Origin of the sequence: Dyella sp. A6 (assembly GCF_036320485.1) — a bacterium.
GTDB classification, from domain to species: domain Bacteria; phylum Pseudomonadota; class Gammaproteobacteria; order Xanthomonadales; family Rhodanobacteraceae; genus Rhodanobacter_A; species Rhodanobacter_A aluminiiresistens.
Genome location: NZ_CP132911.1, coordinates 3484130 through 3506422 on the forward strand (window position 1 = coordinate 3484130; position 22293 = coordinate 3506422).

At 64.4% G+C, this 22293-nt stretch carries 20 protein-coding genes; 13 read left to right on the top strand and 7 right to left on the bottom strand.

Going from position 1 to position 22293, the window contains the following annotated elements:
- Window position 1: 1 nt before the first annotated feature.
- Window positions 2–169, top strand: coding sequence for a 50S ribosomal protein L33 (gene rpmG / locus RA164_RS15525; RefSeq protein ID WP_302071823.1), 168 nt, complete (start codon window positions 2–4; stop codon window positions 167–169).
- A gap of 132 nt (window positions 170–301) precedes the next feature.
- Window positions 302–826: a DUF3016 domain-containing protein gene (locus RA164_RS15530; RefSeq protein ID WP_329741742.1), complete on the top strand. Its 525-nt coding sequence runs from the start codon at window positions 302–304 to the stop codon at window positions 824–826.
- An 86-nt stretch (window positions 827–912) separates the two neighbouring features.
- Here RA164_RS15530 and RA164_RS15535 read toward each other — a convergent pair whose 3' ends face one another.
- Window positions 913–2106: a DesA family fatty acid desaturase gene (locus RA164_RS15535; protein WP_329741743.1), complete on the bottom strand. Its 1194-nt coding sequence runs from the start codon at window positions 2104–2106 to the stop codon at window positions 913–915.
- A gap of 168 nt (window positions 2107–2274) precedes the next feature.
- Here RA164_RS15535 and RA164_RS15540 point away from each other — a divergent pair, with 168 nt between their 5' ends.
- The 6 genes from RA164_RS15540 (at window position 2275) to RA164_RS15565 (ending at window position 7358) form a co-directional block, all read left to right on the top strand.
- The gene (locus RA164_RS15540; protein ID WP_329741744.1) at window positions 2275–3027 is read left to right on the top strand and encodes an ABC transporter ATP-binding protein; all 753 of its coding nucleotides are present in this window, start codon (window positions 2275–2277) and stop codon (window positions 3025–3027) included.
- Window positions 3024–3809, top strand: coding sequence for an ABC transporter permease (locus tag RA164_RS15545; RefSeq protein ID WP_329741745.1), 786 nt, complete (start codon window positions 3024–3026; stop codon window positions 3807–3809). Before RA164_RS15540 ends, RA164_RS15545 begins: the two co-directional genes overlap by 4 nt.
- Entirely contained in the window at window positions 3809–5164 is a 1356-nt protein-coding gene (locus RA164_RS15550) for a GldG family protein (RefSeq protein ID WP_329741746.1), read from the top strand. Before RA164_RS15545 ends, RA164_RS15550 begins: the two co-directional genes overlap by 1 nt.
- On the top strand, window positions 5161–5655 hold the full coding sequence (locus RA164_RS15555; protein WP_329741747.1) for a hypothetical protein: 495 nt from the start codon (window positions 5161–5163) through the stop codon (window positions 5653–5655). Before RA164_RS15550 ends, RA164_RS15555 begins: the two co-directional genes overlap by 4 nt.
- Before the next feature lie 27 nt (window positions 5656–5682).
- Window positions 5683–6510, top strand: a complete 828-nt coding sequence (gene mutM / locus RA164_RS15560) for a bifunctional DNA-formamidopyrimidine glycosylase/DNA-(apurinic or apyrimidinic site) lyase (protein ID WP_329741748.1) — start codon at window positions 5683–5685, stop codon at window positions 6508–6510.
- Window positions 6511–6758: 248 nt separating this feature from the next.
- Complete coding sequence (locus tag RA164_RS15565; protein WP_329741749.1) at window positions 6759–7358, top strand: nitroreductase family protein; 600 nt, start codon at window positions 6759–6761, stop codon at window positions 7356–7358.
- 73 nt (window positions 7359–7431) lie between these two features.
- Here RA164_RS15565 and RA164_RS15570 read toward each other — a convergent pair whose 3' ends face one another.
- Genes RA164_RS15570 through RA164_RS15580 form a run of 3 tightly spaced genes read right to left on the bottom strand, consistent with a single transcriptional unit; the run spans window position 7432 to window position 10293 of the window.
- Window positions 7432–8199 (bottom strand): hypothetical protein, encoded by a 768-nt coding sequence (locus RA164_RS15570; protein ID WP_329741750.1) that lies wholly within the window; start codon window positions 8197–8199, stop codon window positions 7432–7434.
- Window positions 8200–8257: 58 nt separating this feature from the next.
- Complete coding sequence (locus RA164_RS15575) at window positions 8258–8908, bottom strand: thymidine kinase (protein WP_329741751.1); 651 nt, start codon at window positions 8906–8908, stop codon at window positions 8258–8260.
- 53 nt (window positions 8909–8961) lie between these two features.
- A complete protein-coding gene (locus RA164_RS15580; protein WP_412731048.1) occupies window positions 8962–10293 on the bottom strand; it encodes an NAD(P)/FAD-dependent oxidoreductase in 1332 nt (443 codons plus the stop codon).
- Window positions 10294–10411: 118 nt separating this feature from the next.
- Between RA164_RS15580 and RA164_RS15585 the strand changes: the two genes are divergently transcribed.
- Window positions 10412–12391: a UvrD-helicase domain-containing protein gene (locus RA164_RS15585; protein WP_329741753.1), complete on the top strand. Its 1980-nt coding sequence runs from the start codon at window positions 10412–10414 to the stop codon at window positions 12389–12391.
- On the opposite strand, the gene RA164_RS15590 is transcribed toward RA164_RS15585, so the two are convergent.
- Window positions 12381–12617: a hypothetical protein gene (locus RA164_RS15590; RefSeq protein ID WP_329741754.1), complete on the bottom strand. Its 237-nt coding sequence runs from the start codon at window positions 12615–12617 to the stop codon at window positions 12381–12383. The genes RA164_RS15585 and RA164_RS15590 overlap by 11 nt on opposite strands.
- Here RA164_RS15590 and RA164_RS15595 point away from each other — a divergent pair.
- Both RA164_RS15595 and RA164_RS15600 read left to right on the top strand, forming a co-directional pair.
- Complete coding sequence (locus RA164_RS15595) at window positions 12555–14033, top strand: tetratricopeptide repeat-containing sulfotransferase family protein (RefSeq protein WP_412731115.1); 1479 nt, start codon at window positions 12555–12557, stop codon at window positions 14031–14033. The genes RA164_RS15590 and RA164_RS15595 overlap by 63 nt on opposite strands.
- Window positions 14030–15673, top strand: coding sequence for a tetratricopeptide repeat-containing sulfotransferase family protein (locus RA164_RS15600; RefSeq protein WP_329741756.1), 1644 nt, complete (start codon window positions 14030–14032; stop codon window positions 15671–15673). The genes RA164_RS15595 and RA164_RS15600 overlap by 4 nt, the downstream gene beginning before the upstream one ends.
- A 55-nt stretch (window positions 15674–15728) precedes the next feature.
- On the opposite strand, the gene RA164_RS15605 is transcribed toward RA164_RS15600, so the two are convergent.
- Both RA164_RS15605 and RA164_RS15610 read right to left on the bottom strand, forming a co-directional pair.
- Complete coding sequence (locus tag RA164_RS15605; protein ID WP_329741757.1) at window positions 15729–18611, bottom strand: TonB-dependent receptor domain-containing protein; 2883 nt, start codon at window positions 18609–18611, stop codon at window positions 15729–15731.
- A 278-nt stretch (window positions 18612–18889) separates the two neighbouring features.
- On the bottom strand, window positions 18890–19909 hold the full coding sequence (locus tag RA164_RS15610) for an AI-2E family transporter (RefSeq protein WP_329741758.1): 1020 nt from the start codon (window positions 19907–19909) through the stop codon (window positions 18890–18892).
- 181 nt (window positions 19910–20090) lie between these two features.
- Here RA164_RS15610 and RA164_RS15615 point away from each other — a divergent pair, with 181 nt between their 5' ends.
- Both RA164_RS15615 and RA164_RS15620 read left to right on the top strand, forming a co-directional pair.
- Complete coding sequence (locus tag RA164_RS15615) at window positions 20091–21011, top strand: 5'-nucleotidase, lipoprotein e(P4) family (protein ID WP_329741759.1); 921 nt, start codon at window positions 20091–20093, stop codon at window positions 21009–21011.
- Between the two features lie 278 nt (window positions 21012–21289).
- Window positions 21290–22270: a hypothetical protein gene (locus RA164_RS15620; protein ID WP_329741760.1), complete on the top strand. Its 981-nt coding sequence runs from the start codon at window positions 21290–21292 to the stop codon at window positions 22268–22270.
- The last annotated feature ends 23 nt before the right edge of the window (window positions 22271–22293 follow it).

The following is a 22293-nucleotide window of genomic DNA, read 5'->3' on the forward strand; positions in this document are numbered from 1 at the left end:
CATGGCTAAGGGTGCAAACGACAAGATCCGCCTGATTTCTTCGGCCGGTACCGGCCACTTCTACACGACGCAGAAGAACAAGAAGAACACGCCGGACAAATTCGAGTTCAAGAAGTACGATCCGGTCGTGCGCAAGCACGTGATCTACAAGGAAGGCAAGATCAAGTAATCGATCGCCGCCTCGCAAGAAAGCCCGCCTCCATGGCGGGCTTTTTTGTGGCTGGTGCACCGTGACGCCGGAACCACGTTCCTGGTGGTAGCTTGCCGCTGACGGCAAACGTGCAGACTGCAGGAGAACGCGATGAAAAGCCGGTTTGTGATGATCGCCCCATTGCTTGCGGCCCTCGTCCTGGGCGGCACCGCCATGGCTGCAACGACGACAACGCCGAATACGGTCAGCGTGACCTACGACCATCCGGAAAATTTCTCGGAGGCGATCAAGGAGCGCAGCTTTGCCCCGTCGCGCGAGAGCGACACATACCTGAAGACGCTGCGTGTCTACATGGAAAAGCGGGCGGCACGGATACTGCCGCCCGGCGAACGCCTGGACATCGTGGTGACCGACATCGACCTCGCCGGCTCGTTCGAGCCGTGGCACGGCATACGGATGCAGGACGTGCGCATCATCCGGAGCATCTACCCGCCGCGGATCGACCTACACTTCCGCCTGCTCGGCGCGGACGGCAAGGTGCTCCGCGAAGGCACCCGCAAGCTGCGCGATCCGGGCTTCCTCGACAGCGGCATCACGACCATGCAGAACACGCCGCTGATCTACGAAAAGGTCATGATCGACCGCTGGTTGCGCAAGGGACCCGACAAGCTGTGAGCCGCAGGTTTTAGAACGGCATGCGCACACGAAAAAGCCCGCCTTTCGGCGGGCTTTTTCGTGTGCGACCGGAAAGCTGTGCGCAATCAGGCGCTGGCGAGCTTGTAGCCCTTGAGTCGCACGGCGAAGTCCTGCAGCACGCGAATGCCGCTTTCCTCGGCCTCGCGAATCCACTGCTGCAGACCCTTAAGCGACTGCTCGGCGCCACGCTGCTCCATCAGCGCTGCCAGGCGCGTACGGAACTCGCACACCGTCTTCAGGGTGGGACGCTTGGCCAGCACGGCCTGCAGGCGCGCACTGCCCTCGCTGTCCAGCCAGCGGCCGCCATCGGCCATCGCGCGGCGCAGTCGACGCGGCACAGCCTTCAGGTTGTCGCCGGCATGGGTCGCCTCTTCGCGCAGGGTCGGCACGATCACGCCACGATAGAAATCGGTCATCGCCTGGAAGCGATGGGTCAGCACGGCCTTCAGCGTGTCCGCGTCGGGCAGGTGCACGTTGGGACGCACGTCCAGCGTGGGCGCCACGCGCAGCACCTTGGCCAGACCCACGGACTGCAGCATGCGGATCGCCACCCAGCCGATGTCGAACTCCCACTTGCGCAGGGCGAACTTGGCCGAGCTGGGGAAGGCGTGATGGTTGTTGTGCAGCTCTTCGCCACCGATCCAGAAGCCCCACGGCACGAGGTTCGTGGCGGTGTCGGAGCTCTCGAAATTACGATAGCCCCACCAGTGACCCAGGCCATTGACGAAGCCCGCGGCCCAGAACGGGATCCAGGCCATCTGCACCGCCCATATCGCCGCGCCGATCACGCCGAACAGCGCCACGTTGACGATCAGCATCAGCGAGATGCCCCAGTACGGGCGACGGCCATAGACATGGCGCTCGATCCAGTCGTCGGGGGTGCCGCGACCGTACTTCTCCATGTCGTCCGGGTTGAGCGTGGCTTCGCGATACAGCGAGACGCCATCCCAGAACACCTTCTTGATGCCGTGGATCTGCGGGCTGTGCGGATCTTCCTCGGTCTCCACCTTGGCATGGTGCTTGCGATGCACGGCAACCCACTCCTTGGTGACCATGCCCGTGGTGAGCCAGCCCCAGAAGCGGAAGAAATGCGAGGGAATCGCGTGCAGGTCGACGCCACGATGGGTCTGGCAACGGTGCAGGTACAAGGTCACCGTGAAGATGGTCAGCTGGGTGACCACCAGCACGTAGACCAGCAGACCGACCCAGCTTGCGTGAACCACGCCGTGGGCAAGGAAGTTCAGAACGGCATCAAACATCGGTAAGGCACTCGAGGGGTTTAAAGGCAGTCTAGATGAGGGATTTCCGTACCCGCCAGCACGGAAAACCCTTTAATCCTAGGTCACTTGCACTTGCGCTTTCGTTAAATGAAGGAAGCGTGACCGTTGACGGTTGTTAAACAATGGGGGCGCCGTGACAATCAGGCAATGATCGCGCCAACTGCCGCTTCATCCCCCGTACTGCAACTGGACCACCTGTCACGACGCCGCGCCGGGCGCCCGGCCGTGCGTGATCTCGACCTTGAGCTGTCGCGCGGCCAGGTGCTTGGCCTGCTTGGCGTCAACGGCGCCGGCAAGTCCACCACCCTGGCCATGGTGGCCGGCGCATTGCGGCCGGACAGCGGTTCGATCCGGTTGCTGGGCGAGGACTTTGTGGAACACCCCGAGCTGGCTCGCCAGCACATCGGCTGGCTGCCCGAACGTGCCCCGCTGTGGCCGGAACTGACCGTGGCGGAACATCTTGCCGCACATGGCCGCCTGCGCGGCCTGCATGGCGCCACGCTCCACCAGTCCCGGCAACGCATCGTGGAACGGCTGGAACTACAGCCGCTCCTGCGCCGTCTCGCCGGTGCACTGTCGCAAGGCCAGCGCCAGCGCCTGGGACTGGCCTGCGCCCTGCTGCACGAACCGGCGCTGCTGGTACTGGACGAACCGGCCAACGCGCTCGACCCCGTACAGTCGGCGAGCCTGCGCAGCCTGATCCGCGAACAGGCGGCCGCGGGCACCGCGGTGATCCTGTCGACCCACCTGCTCACCGAAGTGACGGCCGTATGCGACCGCGTGGCGATCCTGCACGAGGGCACGCTGCGTCATCATGCTGCAGTGGACGACCACGACCACGGAGCACTGGAACGGCGCTTCTTCGAGATCGCGATGGCCGGTGAGGTGCGCGCCGCATGAGCATGTCAGCCGTGATGCGCCTGGAACTCCGTCGCCTGTTCGTGCGCCCGCTCGGCTGGGTGCTCGCAGCCCTGACCCTGGCCGAACTCGGCTGGCGCTTCGTACTGCTGCTGGGCAATTTCCTGGCGATGCAGGTCCGCCTGGCGGCGCTGCCCAGCGGCCCGGGCTTCACCGACATGGCCGCCGTGCCGCTGCTCAGCAGCCTGCTCACCGGCGGCTTCATTCCGTTCGGGCTAACCGAGCTGGCGCTGATCGTGGTGCCGCTGCTGGCCATGTCCAGCCTGGCCGGCGAACGCAGCAACGGCACGCTGCCGCTGCTGTTCGGCGCGGGCCAGTCGGCCCGTGCCATCGTGCTGGGCAAGTACGCCGCGCTGATGGTCTGGCTGCTGCTGTGGCTGGCACTCACGCTGCTCATGCCGCTGTCGCTGGCCCACGCCACTCATCTCGACTGGGGCAAGCTGGCGGCCGCCACGCTGGGCATGGTGCTGCTGCTGGCGGCACTGGCCGCGATCGGCATGGCCTGCTCGGCATTCGCTTCGCACCCGGCCATTGCCGCCACCGCCGCGATCCTGCTGACGTTGGCGCTGTGCTCGATCCAGCTCGGCGCGCAGACCGCCGGCGTCAACAATGGCGTAATCAACTGGCTGGCGCTGCCCACTCATCTGGAACCCCTGCTGCGTGGACTGGTATCGACCAGCGATATCCTCTGGTTCGTGTTGCTGACCCTGGTGTCGCTGGCGCTCGCGATCCGTCGCGTCGCCACCGAGAAGGAGCGCGACTGATGCTTCGCCGCGACCTGTTCCGACGCCTGGACGGCTGGCTGTTCGCCCTGTTGCTGCTTGTTGGCGCGGGCGCACTGGGATTTCTGGGCACGCAGTTCAGCCATACCGCCGACTGGACCGCGGGCGCCCGCGCCAGCCTGACACCGCAGAGCCGGGCCATCCTGCGCAAGCTGCATGGCCCGGTGCGCATCGTCAGCTACGCCAACCCGCAGGGCAGCCTGCGCCAGACCATCGCCGACTTCATCCAGCGCTACCAGCAGGTGAAGCCCGACCTCACGCTGCGCTTCGTCGATCCGGAAAAGGACCCGGCCAGGATGCGCCAGCTCGGCATCACCGTGAACGGCGAACTGGTCGTCCATTACGGCAAGCGCGAGCAGCGGCTGGATGAACTGTCCGAAGACAGCCTCACCAACGCGCTGGAGCGTCTGGCCCGCGGTGGCGACCGGCTGGTGGCCTTCGTCACCGGCGACGGCGAACGGCTGGCCGACGGCAAGGCCAATGCCGACCTCGGCACGTTCATGGGCCAGCTGGAACAGAGCGGCCTGCGTGCCGTGCCGCTGAATTTCTCGCAGGTCACCGCCGTACCGCAGGGTACCGACCTGGTGGTACTGGCCAGCCCGGCACAGGCGCTGCCCGCGGGTGAGATGAAGGCGCTGACCGACTACCTCGCCGAAGGCGGCAACCTGCTGTGGCTGACCGACCCCGGCAACCCGGTAGCGCAACCGCTGACGCATGCCCTGGGCCTGCGCGTGCTGCCCGGCATGCTGGTGGACGGCGCCGGCGCCGCGCTCGGCCTGAAGGACCCGCGCATGGTCGCGGTCGGCACCTACCCGCCGCAGACGATCACCCATGGTTTCGCGCTGGCCACGCTGTTCCCGGAGGTCTCGGCGCTGGCCGAGGCGAACGACAGCCAGTGGAAGATCCAGCCGATCCTGCGCTCCAGCGTGCAGAGCTGGACCGAGCTGAAGCCGATCGACAACACGCAACCGTCGACCATCCGCTACGACGCGTCCAGCGGTGACCTGAAGGGCCCGCTGGATTTCGGCTTCGCCCTGTCCCGCCTGTCCGCCAACCCGGACAAGACCCAGCAGCGCGTGGTGGTGATCGGCGATGGCGATTTCCTCTCCAACAGCTTCCTCGGCAACGGCGGCAACCGCGCCCTGGGCGAACGCATCTTCGACTGGCTGCTCGGCGACGACGTGCTGGTGGACCTGCCGCCACGTGGCGCACCGGACCGTGTGCTGCACCTGTCGCAGGGCGGCCTCGACGCACTGAGCCTGGGTTTCATCGCCGGTCTGCCGCTGCTGCTGCTGATCGTCGGCAGCCTGATCGCCTGGCGCCGTCGCCGCGCATGAAGCGCGCCGCCCGCCAACGGCTTGGACTGCTGCTCGGGGCTGGTGTGCTGCTGGCACTCGCGCTGTGGCAATGGCAGCGTGACCGCGCCGAGGCACCGGGCACCCTGCTTTCGCTCGATCCGTCCCAGGTCACCCGGATCGAGCTGAAGGTTGGCACGGCGGCGCCGAAGCACTACAGCCACCACGACGGCCACTGGTGGCTCGAGCATGACGGCACCGCCACGCGGGCAGACGATGCGCGCGTCACCGCACTCGCCGCCATTGCCGCGGCGCCGGTGGAGCATTGGCGCAAGGCCAGCGATTTCGACCTGGCCAGGATCGGCCTCGCACCGCCTGGCACCATCCTGACGCTGGATGGCCGAACGCTGCGCTTCGGCGCCAGTGCGGCGATCGGCTACCGCTGCTACGTGCAGGTCGGCACGCGGATCGCGCTGATCTCCCTGCGCTACATGCCGCAGCCACCGCAGGATCCGACGCTCGACCTGCATTGACCCCCCTGCTGCGGCGATAATCGTCCCGTGCCCGAACTTCCCGAAGTCGAAACCACCCGCCGCGGCATCGCGCCGCACCTGATCGGCCGACGCGTCACCGCGGTGACCCTGCGCCGCGGCGATCTGCGCTGGCCGATCCCGCGCGAAATCGCCGACATCCTGCCCGGCCAGCGCATCGATGCGGTGGAACGCCGGGCGAAATACCTGCTGCTGCACACCGTCGCGGGCAGCGCGCTGCTGCACCTGGGCATGAGCGGCATGTTGCGCGTGCTGCCGCCCGACGCCCCCGTCGGCAAGCACGACCATGTCGACATCGCACTGGAACGGACGGCCAGCGAAGGGCCGCGGGTGCTGCGCTTCACCGACCCGCGCCGCTTCGGCTGCCTGCTGTGGCAGCCGCCTGGCGCGACGCACGCACTGCTCGCCGGCCTGGGGCCCGAACCGCTGACCGATGCCTTCGACGGCGACCTGCTGTGGCATCTGTCACACGGGCGCAGTGCCGCGGTGAAGCTGTTCCTGATGGACAACGCCGTGGTGGTGGGCGTGGGCAACATCTACGCCAGCGAAGCCCTGTTCGCTGCCGGCATCGATCCCCGCCGCCCGGCCGGCAAGGTGTCGCGCGTGCGCTACGCGCGGCTGGCCGCCGAGGTGAAGCGCATCCTCGCCTGGGCCATCGAGCGTGGCGGCACCACCCTGCGCGATTTCCTGAACCCGGACGGCGCGCCGGGTTACTTCTTCCGCGAACTGATGGTCTACGGCCGCGCCGGCGAGCCCTGTCGCACCTGCGGCACGCCCATCCGCCAGGTCGTGCTGGGGCAACGCTCCACCTTCTGGTGCCCCCGCTGCCAGCGCTGACGGCGCCACGTCGTTTCCCGGGGGAAACGGAGTAACCACGGATTACCGGCTACCCAAGGCGCCCGCGCTGCCTAACATGGTTGCTGTGAATCGCACGGGCCCGTGCCTGCAGCGATGTCCTTGCGACATCGCCGGACCATCGGAAGCGCGACAACCGGCAAACCCCCTGTTTCCCGGATGCGCACATTGCGGACCGGAACCGCGCGATTCGAAGGCCGCCCCCCCCCTATTCGCCCGAGGATTTCGCCATGAGCAGCACCCTTATCGAATCGCTCAAGAAACGCCGCACCCAGTACGCACTGGGCAAGACCCTTCCGCTGGACAAGGCAGCCCTGACCGGCCTGATCAAGGAAGCCATCAAGCACACGCCGTCGTCGTTCAACTCGCAGAGCTCGCGCGCGGTGATCCTGTTCGGCGACGAGAGCGTGAAGTTCTGGGAGCTGACCAAGGAGGCGCTACGCAAGATCGTGCCGGCCGAGGCCTTCGCCCCGACTGCCGCCAAGCTCGACAGCTTCGCCGCCGGTGCCGGCACCGTGCTGTTCTACGAAGACCAGGACGTGGTGCAGGACCTGCAGGAGAAGTTCGCGCTGTACGCCGACAACTTCCCGGTGTGGTCGGAGCAGGCTGGCGGCATGGCGCAGTTCGCCGTGTGGCTGGCCCTGACCGAGGCCGGCATCGGCGCCAGCCTGCAGCACTACAACCCGGTGGTGGACGACTCGGTGCGCGCTGCCTGGAATGTACCGGCATCGTGGAAGCTGCGCGCACAGATGCCGTTCGGCTCGCACGAGGGCGGTTTCGGCGACAAGGCCTTCATGGACGACGCCCAGCGCTTCATCACGGCGGGCTGATCCCGGTCGGCTACGCCGACAGCGACACACGAGAAGGGCGGCACTGCGGTGTCGCCCTTCTCGTTCCAGGCCATCACGCCGGCCAGTCGAAGGCCACGCGGGTGTTGTTGAACTGCGGGTCGTCCATGCCGCCACCGAGGTGCGCCACCAGGCCACCGGGCAGGCCGTCGACGTCGATCGACTGACCATCGCCAAGGCGCCCGCCCAGCGCCTGCAGCTCGGCCAGTTGCAGGCACACCGCACCGGCGCGGTCGAGCTTGGCGACGGGCACGCCGTGCAGGCTGATGTCGGGACGACCGAACTTGCGCATCCCGCGGGTATGGATCCAGCTGCGCCCAAGGCCGGTATCGTCGTCGCGCAGGATCAGCAGATGGTTGCGGATCGGTGCGCCGCCTTTCACCAGGTAACGGCTCCGCCATTCCTCGGCATCGAACAGGGTGAGAATCTGCGGGTCGAGAATCGCCACGCCGCCGATATCGAGCAGGCCGGCCAGCACACCCAGCGTGTCGCGCAGGTAGCCGGTGTCGCCCTGGTCTGCCAGGGTCCCGCGCACGACCAGCACTTCGGGCGCGTCCACGGCCTGTCTGTAGGCCTCGGGCGCATCATCCTTGAACATGCGTCCAAGCTCACCCTTGAGCGGATAGCCTTCCCACTGGCGCAGCGCCGCGTGGTGATGGCTGGTCAGTTCCACGCCGGCCGGCAGCCCGGCACTGCCGTAGGCGTCCGAGGGCACACGCACCGTCTCGAATTTTCCGAACACGTAGAACTGCAGGACGATCTGCTCGTCACTGGCCTGCCAATGCGGGCGCTGCCAGGCGGTAAGAGGGGTCCGGGTACTCATGGGGATACGTTCCTTGGTTGAAGAATGCCGCCGTGGCAGGGGCCCTGGCAGCTTGCGCTCAGACCGGGGCGGAGCCGTCATCGCGGCCGCTCAGCGGCAGCACGGCCTGCTGCAGCTCGATGCGACCGCGTCCTTCGGTGATCTTCTTGAACTCGGCCCGGCTCACCGAGACATAACGGTCGTTGCCGCCGATCTCAACCTGCGGCCCGTCCGTGACGGCGCGCCCCTGCTCGTCCACCCGCACCACCATGGTGGCCTTGCGGCCGGAATGGCAGATCGTCTTGATCTCTTCCAGGTTGTCGGCCCAGGCCAGCAAGTAACGGCTGCCTTCGAACAGCTCGCCGCGGAAGTCGGTGCGCAGGCCGTAGGCCAGCACCGGAATGCCGAGCCGGTCCACCACATCGCCAAGCTGCCACACCTGCGCCCGGGTCAGGAACTGCGCCTCGTCCACCAGCACGCAGTGCAGCGGGCCGTGCGCGGCGATGTCCGCCTCGACCAGCGCCAGCAGGTCGTCAGCGCCGGCGAAACGTCGCGCGTCCGCCTTGAGGCCGATGCGCGACGCTACCACGCCCGCGCCATAGCGGTCGTCCAGCGCGGGCGTGAGGATCAGCGTGCGCATGCCACGCTCGTGATAGTTGTAGGCGCTCTGCAGCAAGGTGGTGGTCTTGCCGGCATTCATTGCCGAGTAATAGAAATAGAGCTTGGCCATGGCGCATTCCGGTTCGGACCGGCCATGGTACCGTCTCCGGCCCGCAGGCGGCTTCAGGCATCGTCCGGATCGTCGTCGAAACGCTCGCCGGCCTGTGCCAGACGGCGGCGCCGGTCGGCTCGCCAGCCCTGGCGATCGTGCAGCACGCAGACCAGGTAGATCAGCCGGAACAGCTGGATGCGCCACCACACGGCGAAGCTGTCGAACACGTCGCCGGCCAGCATGGAAGTGACGCCCTGTTCCAGCCTGAAGCGCCGACTGGGATGGCGGAACAACCACTGCATGGCCGGCCCGTTGAAGCGGTAGATGAAGAACGCGAAACGACGCATGCCGCGCCGCTGCTTTCGTTCCAGTGCACGCAGCAGGCGCTTCTCGCGACGTGGCGCACGCAGCGACGCATCGATCATCGCCGCCGCGCGCTCGGCGCCGCTCATCGCCAGGTACACGCCCGAGGAGAACACCGGATCGAGAAAGGCGAACGCATCGCCGACCAGCACCCAGCCCGGCCCGCCCATGCAGGCCGCGTCGTAGGCGTAATTGCCGGTGGCGTGCACCCGGTCATCGATCAGTTCGGCCTGTTCGAGGCGCTGCCAGAGCGCCGGACTTGTGCGCAGGGTGGCCAGCAGGAAGTCCTTGATGTTGCCGCTGCGCTGCCTCAGGTGGTCCGGCGCGCATACGGCGCCCACGCTCATCACATCGCCGGGCAACGGAATCATCCACATCCAGCCGTGCGCGAAGCTGTAGATGCTGATGTTGCCCGCATCCACGCCCTCGCGCCGTACCGCACCCCGGAAATGCCCGAAGATCGCAGCGCTCTGGTGATGGGCATTGCGGCGCTTGAGCCGACGCCGGCCGGCGAGGAAGGTGTCGCGACCGCTGGCGTCCACCACGTAGCGTGCCCTGACCCGGTAACCGTCACCCTGCTCGTCGCGGATATCCAGCCATGATTCGCGCACACCGACCTGCTCGACTGCGCGCACCTCGTGCCCCTCATACGCGTCCACACCGTTTTCGCGGGCATGCTCGAACAGTATCTGGTCGAAGTCCTGACGCGGTACCTGGAAGGCATGCGGCGGGCTGTGTCCGACCACCTCGCTGAACGCGTAGGTGTGATAGCCCTGCGGGTTGTCCGCCTCGAAATCGGCGCCGGCCTTGTACACGCCCAGCGCACGCACCTTGTCCAGCACGCCGAGCCGCTCGAAGACCGGCAGGTTCATCGGCAGCAGCGATTCGCCGATATGGAAGCGCGGGTGCCGGGCCTTTTCCAGCATGACCACCTGGCGTCCCTGGCGGGCCAGCAGGGTGGCCACGGTGCTGCCGGCGGGACCGCCGCCGATCACCGCCACATCGTACGTCGCCACGTGCGGCGCATCCTTTCGATCCATCGGTTCTCTCCCTGAATAACGCCGCCAGCCTGGCAAGGTCGCGGGTCGATTATGGCCCAGCCGGCATCTTCCGTGGCTCTGTTACCATCACCCGCCGCCTTACGTCCGGCTTCGACCCATGCTCAATCCGCAACAATTGGCCGCCGTCGAACATTGCGATACGCCGTTGCTGGTGCTCGCCGGCGCCGGCTCGGGCAAGACCAGCGTGATCACCCAGAAGATTGCCTACCTGATCCAGCGGCGGAAGCTGCCGGCGTCGAAGATCGCTGCGATCACCTTCACCAACAAGGCCGCGCGCGAGATGCGCGAGCGCGTGGGCAAGCTGATCAGCACCGAAGATGCCGCGGCACTCACCGTCTGCACCTTTCACGCGCTGGGCCTGAAGTTTCTGCAGATCGAACACGAACGCGCCGGCCTGCGCCGCGGCTTCTCGGTGCTGGATGCGGACGACAGCGAGGGCATCGTCAAGGAGCTGGCGCCCAAGGGTGCCAAGCCGGACGTGCTGTGGGGCATCCGCAACCTGCTCAGCCGTGCCAAGAACGCCGGCCTCTCGCCGGAAGAGGCACTGGCCGCCGCGCGCAGCCCGAAGGAACTGGAGGCGGCAACCCTCTACGACCTCTACCAGCAGCGCCTGGCCGCCTTCAACGCGGTGGATTTCGACGACCTGATCCGGCTGCCACTGCGCATTTTAGAAAGCGATACCGAGTGCCGCGATATCTGGCGCGAACGCCTGCGCTATCTGCTGGTGGACGAATACCAGGACACCAACGATGCGCAGTACCGCCTGCTGCGTGTGCTGGCCGGCGAACGCGGCCGTATCACCTGCGTGGGCGACGACGATCAGTCCATCTACGCCTGGCGTGGCGCCAACCCGGAAAACATCGACCAGCTCGGCCGCGACTGGCCCGAACTGCGCGTGATCAAGCTGGAACAGAACTACCGTTGCGGCAAGCGCATCCTGCGCGCCGCCAACAGGCTGATCGCCAACAACCCGCATCTGCACGAAAAGAAACTGTGGAGCGAACACCCCGAAGGCGCTCCGATCCGCGTGCTGGAGTGCAAGGATGCCGAACACGAGGCCGAAAAGGTCGCATCCATCGCCACCACGCTCGCCGAAAAGCACAAGGTCCGCTGGCACGACATCGCCATCCTCTATCGCGGCAACTTCCAGGCACGTCCGCTGGAAAAGGCGCTGCGGCTGGCGCGCGTGCCCTACCACCTCACCGGCGCACTGTCCTTTCTCGACCGCGCCGAAGTGAAGGACCTGCTGTGCTACCTGCGCCTGCTGACCAACCCCAGCGACGACGCCGCCTTCCTGCGGGTGGTCAACGTGCCCAAGCGCGAGATCGGCGCCACCACGCTGGAAAAGCTCGGCCAGTTCGCCCAGTCGCGGCACTGCTCGCTGCTGGAAGCCACCCGCAGCGATGGCGTGCTGCGCCAGCTCAGCCCGCGCCCCGCCGCCGCGCTGGCCAGCTTCGCCGAACTGATCGACGAACTCCGCAGCGCATCGCTGCATGAGTCCGCGGCCGACCTGGTCGAACGCGTGCTCAAGCGCACCGGATATGCGGCGCAACTGGCCGCCGCCACGCCCGACGTCAGCGTGCGCGAACGCAAGCTGGGCAACCTGCGCGAACTGACCGACTGGTTCCGCGCCATGCAGAAGGACGGCAACAGCACCGGCGACCTCGCCTCGCAGCTGGCGCTGCTCAGCCATGCCGACCGCGACGATCCCGGCAACGCCGTGCGCATGATGACCCTGCATGCCGCCAAGGGCCTGGAGTTCCGCTTCGTCTTCATCGTCGGCTGCGAGGACGGCACGCTGCCGCACGATGGCGCCATCGACGAGGGCCGCATCGACGAGGAACGCCGCCTGATGTACGTGGGCATCACCCGCGCCAAGGAAGTGCTGACCCTTTCCTGGTCCGCGCGCACCCGGCGCTACGGCGAGATCCACGCCAACCAGCCCAGCCGCTTCCTGCAGGAACTGCCTCAGGACGACCTGCACTGGCAAGGCAAGGACCCCGAAGCCGACAAGGAAGTCGCACGCGAAACCGCCGAGTCGCACATGGCCAAGATCATGGCTCTGCTCAATACATGACATGCATCGTGGCCATCGTGTATAGATCCATGTCGATCCGCGCCGACTCGGAACATTCGCGATGAGCCCGCAGGAAATCCATCGGCTTCTGCAGGTTGCCGGTCACGCACTGATGCATCGTGAATGGGATCGTCTCGCCGTGACGACGGACACCATTCTCCGGATGCAGCCACAACATCCGTCCGCGAGATACCTCCGTGGCGTAGCCGCCCTTGAGTTGCAGCACTACCGATCGGCCCTGGAACATCTATCGCAGGCATGCCGTCTAGCGCCACGCCAGGCATCGTTCGTGGCAGCACATGCCCGAGCCCTCGCTGCGGTGAGACAGGACCGGGACGCATTGGCCGCCGCCGAATATGCCTATGCACTAGGCCCCGAGGACCCCGATACGCTGGATCTGCTCGGGCAGGTTTTCTCTCAGGTCCGGCACTTCGAACGCGCCGCCGATGCTTATCGTGCCGCGTGCAGACTTGCGCCTGACCGGGCCGCATGTCACTACAACCTGGCCACCGTGTTCATAGCACTGGGTGATACCGATGCCGCAGAGCAGGCGGTAACCACATGCTTGCAGTGCGACCCATGCTTTTGGAGGGCTCATCTGACACGGGCCCATTTGAAGCAACACGATGCCGCCAGCAATCACGTGGCCCCGCTCGCCAGCCTGCTTGAGCGGCACGGCAACGATCCACTGGCCAGGATCTGCCTGAACTTGGCACTGGCCAAGGAATACGAAGACCTGGGCAGATATGCCAATGCCTTCCGCCACCTGGTTCTCGGCAAGACCGCCAGCCGCGAAGAAATCACCTACGAATCCGGCCAGGACACTCGACTGATCGATGCGATGATCCGGGCGTTTCCCGGCCCCATCGTCATCGAGCGAACGCACGACGCACGTTCACCGATATTCATTCTTGGCATGCCGAGAACCGGCACCACCCTTGTGGAGCGCATACTCGCCAGTCACCCCGAGGTTCGCTCGATCGGAGAACCCCAGGCTTTCGGCATGGCAGTTGGCCAGGCCTGGGGCACGCGCCCCACGTTCGCCGGAGCAGTCGATCCGACGCCGCACATGAACACCCTCGACTGGCAACTGATCGGCGACCGTTACCTCGCGATGACCGGGCAGAATGCTGACGGAGGCCGTTTCATTGACAAGTTCCCGCAAAACTTTCTCTACGCAGGTTTCATCGCGCATGCTTTTCCACATGCAAAGCTGATCTGCCTGCGCCGGCATCCACTGGATACCTGTCTCAGCAATTTCCGCGAGCTGTTCGCGGAGAAGCTACCGTACTATCACTACTCGTTCGACCTGATGGACATCGGTCGATACTACGTCGGCTTCGATCGCCTTATGTCGCACTGGCAACGCGTGCTGCCCGGACGCATTCTGGAAGTGCGCTACGAGTCACTGGTCGCCGAGCCGGAACTGGTGGTGCGCCAGTTGCTGGATCACTGCAGTCTCCCGTGGGATGCCAACTGCCTGGCTTTCGAAAGGAACGAGACGCCAGTGGCCACCGCAAGCGCCCTGCAGGTGCGGCAGCCGCTCTATCATGAAGCCGTTGGACGCTGGCGCCGCTACGAGGCGGAACTGGCCCCCCTTAGCGCGCTGCTGCGCCAATCAGGAGTGGACATACCATCGTGACCGATACGATTGCAGGAAAGCCCGGCCCTGGCGTTACCACCACCGGCCCATCCGGCCATTCCCTCGCCAGGGAGCTCGATGCCCTGGTCTCCGCTTTCAACCGACGCGCCTGGCCCGAAGCACTGCAGTTGTCCGGCCAACTCTTGAATACCGGCGCCGGGGTGCGTCAATCCACGGTCCACTATGTTGCAGGGGTGGCAAACCTGGAGCTGCAACGCATGCCTCAGGCACTTCAGTGCCTTCGCGAAGCCACACGGCTGGAGCCGGACCGTAGCGATTTCTCCGTGCAGTACGCGAAAGCACTCTCGCAGGTTCGCCACGACCGCGATGCACGCACCGAGGCCGATCGCGCACATGCACTCGGGCCCTCCGATCCGGTGACGCTCGATACGCTCGGTGTCGTCTATACGCGACTTGGAGCAAGGGAGCTGGCGGTCGAACTGTTCGCAAAGGCCTGTGCCGCAGCGCCACACATTCCGCTCTATCGTTACAACCTGGCCGTCGCCCTCATGACCGCCGGACGTATCGCGGAATCGGAAGAATCGATGGAGCAATGCATCGCTCTCGACCCGCATCACTGGTCCGCCCACTTCATGCTTGCCCAGTTGCGTCGACAGACGCCAGACAGCAACCACGTCGAACGCCTGCTGGCGCTGGTTGATTCGGTGCCGCCCAACAGCGATAGGCAAGCCATGGTCTGCCTCAACATGGCCCTGGCAAAGGAACTGGAGGATCTCGGCGACTACCCCCGTTCGCTGTCCCACCTGACCGCCGGAAAGAGGGCAAGCGGCGTACATCGACGCTACTCGTTCAAGCAGGACGAGGAACTTTTCGAGGCATTGACCGAGCGCTTTCCGACCACTTCGACTGCAGCCGAAGGCCTGCCGACCGAGGAGCCCATCTTCATCATCGGCATGCCGCGCTCCGGCACGACACTTGTCGAGCGCATCATCTCCAGCCACCCGTCCGTTTATTCGGCAGGAGAGCTGATGAACTTCGGCATGGCGCTCAAGTTTCTTGCACAGAGCCCCTCTCGACGCCTTGTCGACCCCGAAACCGTGCGACGCACTGAAGGCGTCGACATGAAACTGCTCGGGCAGACCTATCTGGCGAGCACCCGTCCCGTGACAGGGCATCTGCCGCGATTCATCGACAAGCTACCGCATAACTTTCTCTATGTCGGCTTTATCGCCCAGGCCCTGCCCAGAGCAAAAATCATCTGTCTTCGACGCAACCCGATGGACACCTGCCTGAGTAATTTCAGGCAGCTTTTTTCGCTCGAATCCTCGTACTTCGATTACTCATTCAACCTGATGGATACCGGCAGGTATTTCGTGCTTTTCGACCGGTTGATGGCCTACTGGAACAAAATGTTCCCGGGCAGGATTCTTGAAATGCAGTACGAGGACCTGGTCGAGAATCAAGAGCCGTGTTCGCGCCGCTTGATCGAATTCTGTGATCTTCCGTGGGATCCGGCCTGCCTTCGCTTCCACGAAAACAAGTCTTCGGTGGCTACCGCCAGTGCCGTACAGGTGCGCTCGCCGATGTACCGCACTGCCCTGGAGCGATGGCGTGCATACGGTGATGCACTGGACCCGCTCAGGGATCTGCTTCGCTCCTCCGGAATCGACATCGAGTGAGCAACGAAAAGCCCCGCGAATGCGGGGCTTTTCGCTTCTTCGTCACCAGGAGAATTTACTTGCTGAACTTATAGTTCGCCTCCAGGTACATGGCACGTCCGTACACGTTGTAGTTAAAGATGTTGTAGGGCGTACCCGTCGTGCCCGGATAGCTGCCGTCCTTCGGAGGCATCTTGTTGAACAGGTTGTTGACCATGAAAGACAACGACAGGTTCTTCAGCACGTTGTACTTCACACTGGCGTTGTAGATGATCCACGGCGCCAACGTCCCGTCACCGGTCTTGGCATAGCTGTCGTCCACCGAGGCCTTGTAGTTCGGCGTGCTGCCGTAGCGGTTGGCATACAGGGTGGCCGACCACTTGTCGCGACTCCATGTCAGCGAAGCGTTGACCTTCGACCTGAAATCCGTGCTCCAGCCCGGGTGACGCAGCAGGTCGATCGTCGGATCCGTCGGGTAATCCTGGTAGGTGTGCTTCAGCAGGTCCGAATAGGACAGGTTGAACATCAGCCGCCCCGCGGAACCCAGGTCCTGCAGATACTTCACCCCTGCATCGATGGCGTTCACCTCTTCGTTCGCCACGTTGAACTTCAGTGTGGTGATGTTGGTGATGTTGCCGAGCAGAGCAACCCCATTGGCCGTCTTGCCAGGGCCCCGGGTGATGTATTCGAAGGCGCGGGCACAGGTCGCGGAATTCGAATCCAGAATGCCCGCTTCGCACTGATATTCGTTCAGTGACAACTGGTCGGCGCTGACTTGGTTCACTTCGTTGCTGATGCCGAAGTGCAGATAGTCGACGTTGAACGACAGCTTGGGCGTCGGCGACCATACAACGCCGTAGGTCCAGACCTTGGCCGTGATGGGCTGCAAGGCCGGATTCCCGTATGTCTCGCCCTTGTACTGGACACTGTTGTATGGCGAGGGACAGCTGGTGATGTTGGACGGGTCGTATCCCAGGCGCGCGCAGTTGAGGTAGTCCGGAACGCTGTTGTAATACGCGCTAGGACGCTGGAACTCATCGGACAGGGTCGGCGCCTTGAACGCGGTACCGTATCGGGCACGCAACAGCAGACTGCTGAACGGCCGGTATTCGACACCGATGTTGTAGGTCTTGTGACTGATTCGCTGGTTCTGCACTCCATAGCTGTCATAGCGACCCGATATATCGAAGGTCAACTGACTGAACACCGGAAGGCGCATCTCGGCGGTGGTCGCATAACGGGTCCGGTGGCCGGCACCAGGGGTAGCACTGGTACCCCATACGTAAGGCACCATCGTGCCATTCCAGTCGACCTTCTCCAGCAAGCGGGGATCGGGGGTGATATCCCAACCCTCGTTGCCTGCCTCCGCGACCAGCGCCACGCCTGCGTCGCCGCCCGGCAGGGTGAACAGTGCATCATTGGTGAACTGCACACGCACCAGATTGTCCCAGGTCTTCGACCGGGTATCGGTGTAACCGGTGAACTTCCGGAAGTCGGAGTTCGAAACGGGATTGTAGAGACCGGCGTAATTCGGCTCGTAGACGGGATACCCGTAATAGGTACCCAGCATCGGTCCCATCACGTGGTTGGCGAAGTACGTCTCCATCGGTGTCGTGAACCGCTGGAAGTCACGATCAAGCAAGTGGTCGTCCGAATGCGTGAACGAAGCATCGTAATCCCAGTTGGACTGGCCAAACGTACCGCGGCCACCCAGGGTGAGCATGTAGGCGTTCTCGGTCTCCTTGCTCATGATTGACTTGTAGCCGCCCACTTCTTCGGGCGAGAACGCATGCTGCAACAGCATGAAGTCGTTCATGCGGGGGTCCCAGAAATAACCGCCACCCGCTGCTGCTGCCGCGACCGAACTGCCCCACCATGTGGTGCTGGCTCCGTTGGTGTATTTCTGCTCCTCGTAGGTGTAGAGCAGGTCGCCGTAAAGCTGCAGATTGTCGTTCACATCGAACGTGGAGTGTGTATAGAAATTCACCTCCTTCTTGCCCGTCGTCAGCGTGCCGTAGCCGGGGGTATACATGCTTCCACAGTAATAACCGCTGCCCTTGCGGTATTGCTTGCGCTCGGTGCCGTACCACTGACCGGTGAGGCCCGAGCAGTTGTTCGGATCCAGGAACAGGTAATGGCTGAAGTAACCCAGCACCAGGTAATCGCGGGATGCGGTCTGCGGCCCGGTACCGTCCTGGTTGAATTGCCGGGTCAGCGAGCGGTCACGCCGCCAGATCGGCTGCTGGCTCTCGAATTGCACGCCGACAAGACTGTTGAAACGCCCCTTGTGGAAGCTGTCCGCGAACGAGACGCGGCGATCGGCACCGCCACCATCGGAATCCCAGCCATAACGGAGGTCCACGGCCGGTGCATCGACATGCTTCTTCAGCACGATATTCACCACGCCGGCGATGGCATCCGAACCATAGATCGAGGACTGCCCACCCGGAAGGATGTCGATGTGATCGACAAGATCCGTCGGGATGCCGTTGAGCGAATTGAAGGTATCGCTACCGTTGTACAGACCCGGGAAGTTCCCCATTGGCCGGCCATCGATCAGATACTTAACGAAGCCGACCGGTAGCCCGAACATGCTCAGGGTCTGAGCCGTCGGTGTGAACGAGTTGGTGAACTGCGATCCCTGCACGCTGCCGGTGGCGAACGAGGACTGCTGCAATGCTTCGGCGACCGTCGCGAAACCATTCGCCTTGATGTCCTCGGCGGTAATGGTCGTTACCGGCGTGGATGTCTCTATCTCCGACTGCGGAATCAGCGAGCCGGTGACGACCACTGTCTGCAGCTTCTTTGCCTTCTTGGTTTGCGTTGCCTGCGCTTTGGCAGACGAAGCATCCTGTTGCGTGGAGACTGTCGACTGCATTCCCAAGTCATCGGCATATGCAGATGTGCAGCCAAGCGCCAAGGCCGCCACCACGGCCAGCGTGAGCTTCGATTTCAGCATTTTTGTTCCCCTAAATCCCTGTAGTTGATGAGCAAAGCCCTTGAACCGGGCTCCATCGATCGACCTGCTGACTGACTTCCCTACTCCAATTTATCGAACTGAAGCGGCGTGCATGAACCCGTAACATCCCCCGAAGGATTAAAGTCCGTGCAATCGGTTCTTAACACGGTAGTCACATTTATCGCAAGATCACGCGGCCGCGTAATGCCTCGATAGGCACCACGGCCCACTAACTAATTAATACAGTGGTTCTGCATTGCACCGCGGGCCCAGGCCAGCTACGCCAGGCCCGACGCCTCCAGCTCGCGCTTCAGGTAGGCGTAGTAGATTGGTGCGGCGATCAGTCCGCTCAGCCCGAATGCGGCTTCGAGCACCAGCATCGCCATCAGCAGCTCCCAGGCGCGGGCGCGGATCTGGGTACCCACGATGCGGGCGTTGAGGAAGTACTCCAGCTTGTGGACGAGCACCAGGAACCCGAGCGCAGCCACGCCTACCCACAGCGACACCGACAGCGCCGCGATGGTGATCGCGGTGTTGGAAACCAGGTTGCCGATCACCGGCAGCAGCCCGACCATGAAGGTGACGACCACCAGCGTCTTCGCCAGCGGCACATGGATTCCCAGCAGGGGCAGCACGCCGATCAGGAACACGGCGGTCAGCACGGTGTTGATCAGCGCGATCTTGATCTGCGCGAACACGATGTCGTGAAATGCGTTGCCGAGGCGCAGGCTGCGCTCGCGCAGCATCGCCGCCAACGGCTTCTCGTTGTGTGCAGTGCGCGTATGGCTCAACGCCACCATCGCCCCCAGCACCAGGCCGATAATGATGTGGAGCAGGGTTCGCGCGGTCTCCTTGCCGGCCATCTGCAGACTACCGGCGTGCTTCTGGGTCAACTCCGCCGCCATCGCCCGCAGCTCGTAGACGCTGTCGGGCAACCAGCGGGTCAAAGATGCCGGCAGTTGCAGGCGCGCCTTGTCGACCAGCGGCATCAGCTGGTCCTGCCACAGCTGTTCGGGATTGCCGATTTCGTGACGGATCAGACTGATGGTGCCGAGTGCCAGCAGGATCAGCAGGCCGGTTACCACGATACCCAGCGCGGCGACCACCAGCATGCGTGCGCGCTCGCCCGAAATGCGACGCCCAAGCAAGGGTACAGCCGACTGCACCAGCTCGTAGACCAGCAGCCCCGCCAACAGCGCAGGCAGCAGATGTAGCCAGAGCACCAGCAGCAGCGCAAGGCCGGCCAGGACGGCACTTGCCACCTGGACACGGGAAGAAACGGACGAAGTCGATTCCATGCGCACACCGGCTCCAGAACAGGGAAACGCCTGCAGTCTGTCAGTCAACCGGCGGCGCGGCCAGCCCATCAGCTAACGCCTGTCGTCGCAGGTTCATACGAATCCCTTGCGTCGTTACATCGGATGGTCACGTTAGACTTCGATGATGAACGCTTTCCGCGACACATCCCGAAGGTTCACCATGCCCCGTCTCCTGCCGACGTTGTTGAGCGCATCCCTGTTGCTGGCCGGCTGCGCCAGCGCGCCTGTTCCGCACCTGCCCGCGCCCGCGGCTCCAGCGGCACCGGTCCTGGCACCGAAAGCGGCTGCCGCACCGGCGCCGACCACTCCGCCCGACGACAGCCTCGACGCGGTGGCCTGGGTGCAGACCGCGCTGGAACACAACCTGGTCTACCTGGAGACCTACCGCGATGCCCAGTCGCAACTGCTGACCGCACTGCACGACCCGCACTGGGATGCGCTGGCGAAGAACGACCGCGTAGTGCCGCTGAACCGGCACCTCAAGCCCGCCGTGGTGCTGGATGTGGACGAAACCGTACTGGACAACTCGCCCTACCAGGTCCGCCTGATCAAGCGCGGCGCCGAATTCGACGCAGCCACCTGGAGCGCCTGGTGTCGCGAGGCCAAAGCCCGTGCATTACCCGGCGCGGTGGCATTCACCCAGTTCGCGGCCAGGCACGGCATCGCCGTCATCTACATCACCAACCGCGATGCAAGCCTGAACCAGGCGACCCTGGACAACCTGCGCAAGGACGGTTTCCCCGTCTCCGGCCCGGATGCCTTCCTCGGGCTGGGCATCGCGGTGCCGAACTGCGAGCAGATCGGCACCCAGAAGGGTTGCCGGCGTCAGCTCATCAGCCGCAAGTACCGGGTGCTGATGCAGTTCGGCGACCAGTTGGGCGACTTCGTCGACATCATGGACAACCGTGATGCCGGACGCGCCCAGGCCATGGCGCCGTACATGAAATGGATCGGCCAGCGCTGGTTCGTATTGCCCAACCCCACCTACGGCAGCTGGCAGCCGGCCCTGTTCAACAACGACTGGAGCCTGCCCCGGCAGCAGCGACGCCGCGACATGATCAAGGCGCTTCACGATCAATAAATTCAATAAAAACAATGTTTTTTAGAATGAAACATAAAGTGTTGCCTTAGGTTTCACGACCCGCTAACATTTGTTCCGCCGAGTCCTGTCGATCCATACCTTGGCGACACAGGCAAGGCCATTTCCCTTCCGGCTCTGCCGGCATGAGCCCCGCGAGACGATCCGTCCGTGGGGTTTTCTTTATGCGCCATCCTCCTTACCCTGCGCGCGACATCGCATCCGTTCCGGGTGTGCCATCCCGCCGGCGCTCTGGCGCCCCCAGCCGCGAGATACCTCCAATGCGCTTTCCTTCACTGCATCGCGTCCTGCTGCCTGTCGCCGCCGCCCTGGCACTGGCGGCATGCCATCACGAGAACCCTGCCAACCGCTCCGGCGGCAGCACGCCCGAGGCGATGGTTCAGGAGTCCGCGCAGCTGATCAAGGAAGGCAATTTCGCCGGCTTCTGGAAGCACGCCCTGCCGCCGGCCGACTACGCCAGCATGCGTGCCGACTGGAAGCAGCTGTCGAAAGAACAGCCACCGATGAGCCCGGACGAGCAGGCCCGCTTCATGCAGACGGTGAAGCAGCTCACCGCCCCCGGTGCGAAGGCCAAGTTGTATGCCGAGATCCAGCCGAAACTGACCCGGCTGGAAACGCAGTACAAGGACCAGGTGCCGGTTGCGGTAGGTATCGGCCAGGCCATTGCGAGCACCGCGATCGCCCAGGCCAAGAGCCTGACCGACGCCGAGAAGAAAGAAGCCAGCGACGTGCTGTCCGCCCTTCTGCCATGGGCACAGAAGGCGCCCTGGTTCGACCAGACCAAGGCCCAACAGGCCGTCGGCGTGGTCGTCACCACCGCCCGCAAGCTGGATCTGAAGAGCCCGAACGAACTGCGCACGCTGGATTTCGACGCGGCCATGGCCAAGTACGCCCAGGTCTTCGACGGCCTGAAGCAGGCGCTGGCCATCTACGGCCTGTCGGTCGACGACGTGCTGGATTCCGCCAAGGCCACCACCGAGTCGATGGATCACGGCCATGCGCATGTGCAGATCAATTACACCCTGCTCGGCAAGTCGCTGACCCTCGACACGCACATGATGCTCGACAACGGCCGCTGGTATGACCAGACCCTGGTCGACGAAGTGCGCCAGGCCCATCAGCAACTGCTGGCGCGCGAGGCGGCGGCCAAGGCGGCCGCAACGCCGGCACCGGCCGGCAGTGCGGCTCCGGCTCCGACGGCCAGTGCTGCCAAGCCGGCCAGCGCGTCAACGGCGCACTAACACGGACGCCAAGGCCAAACCGC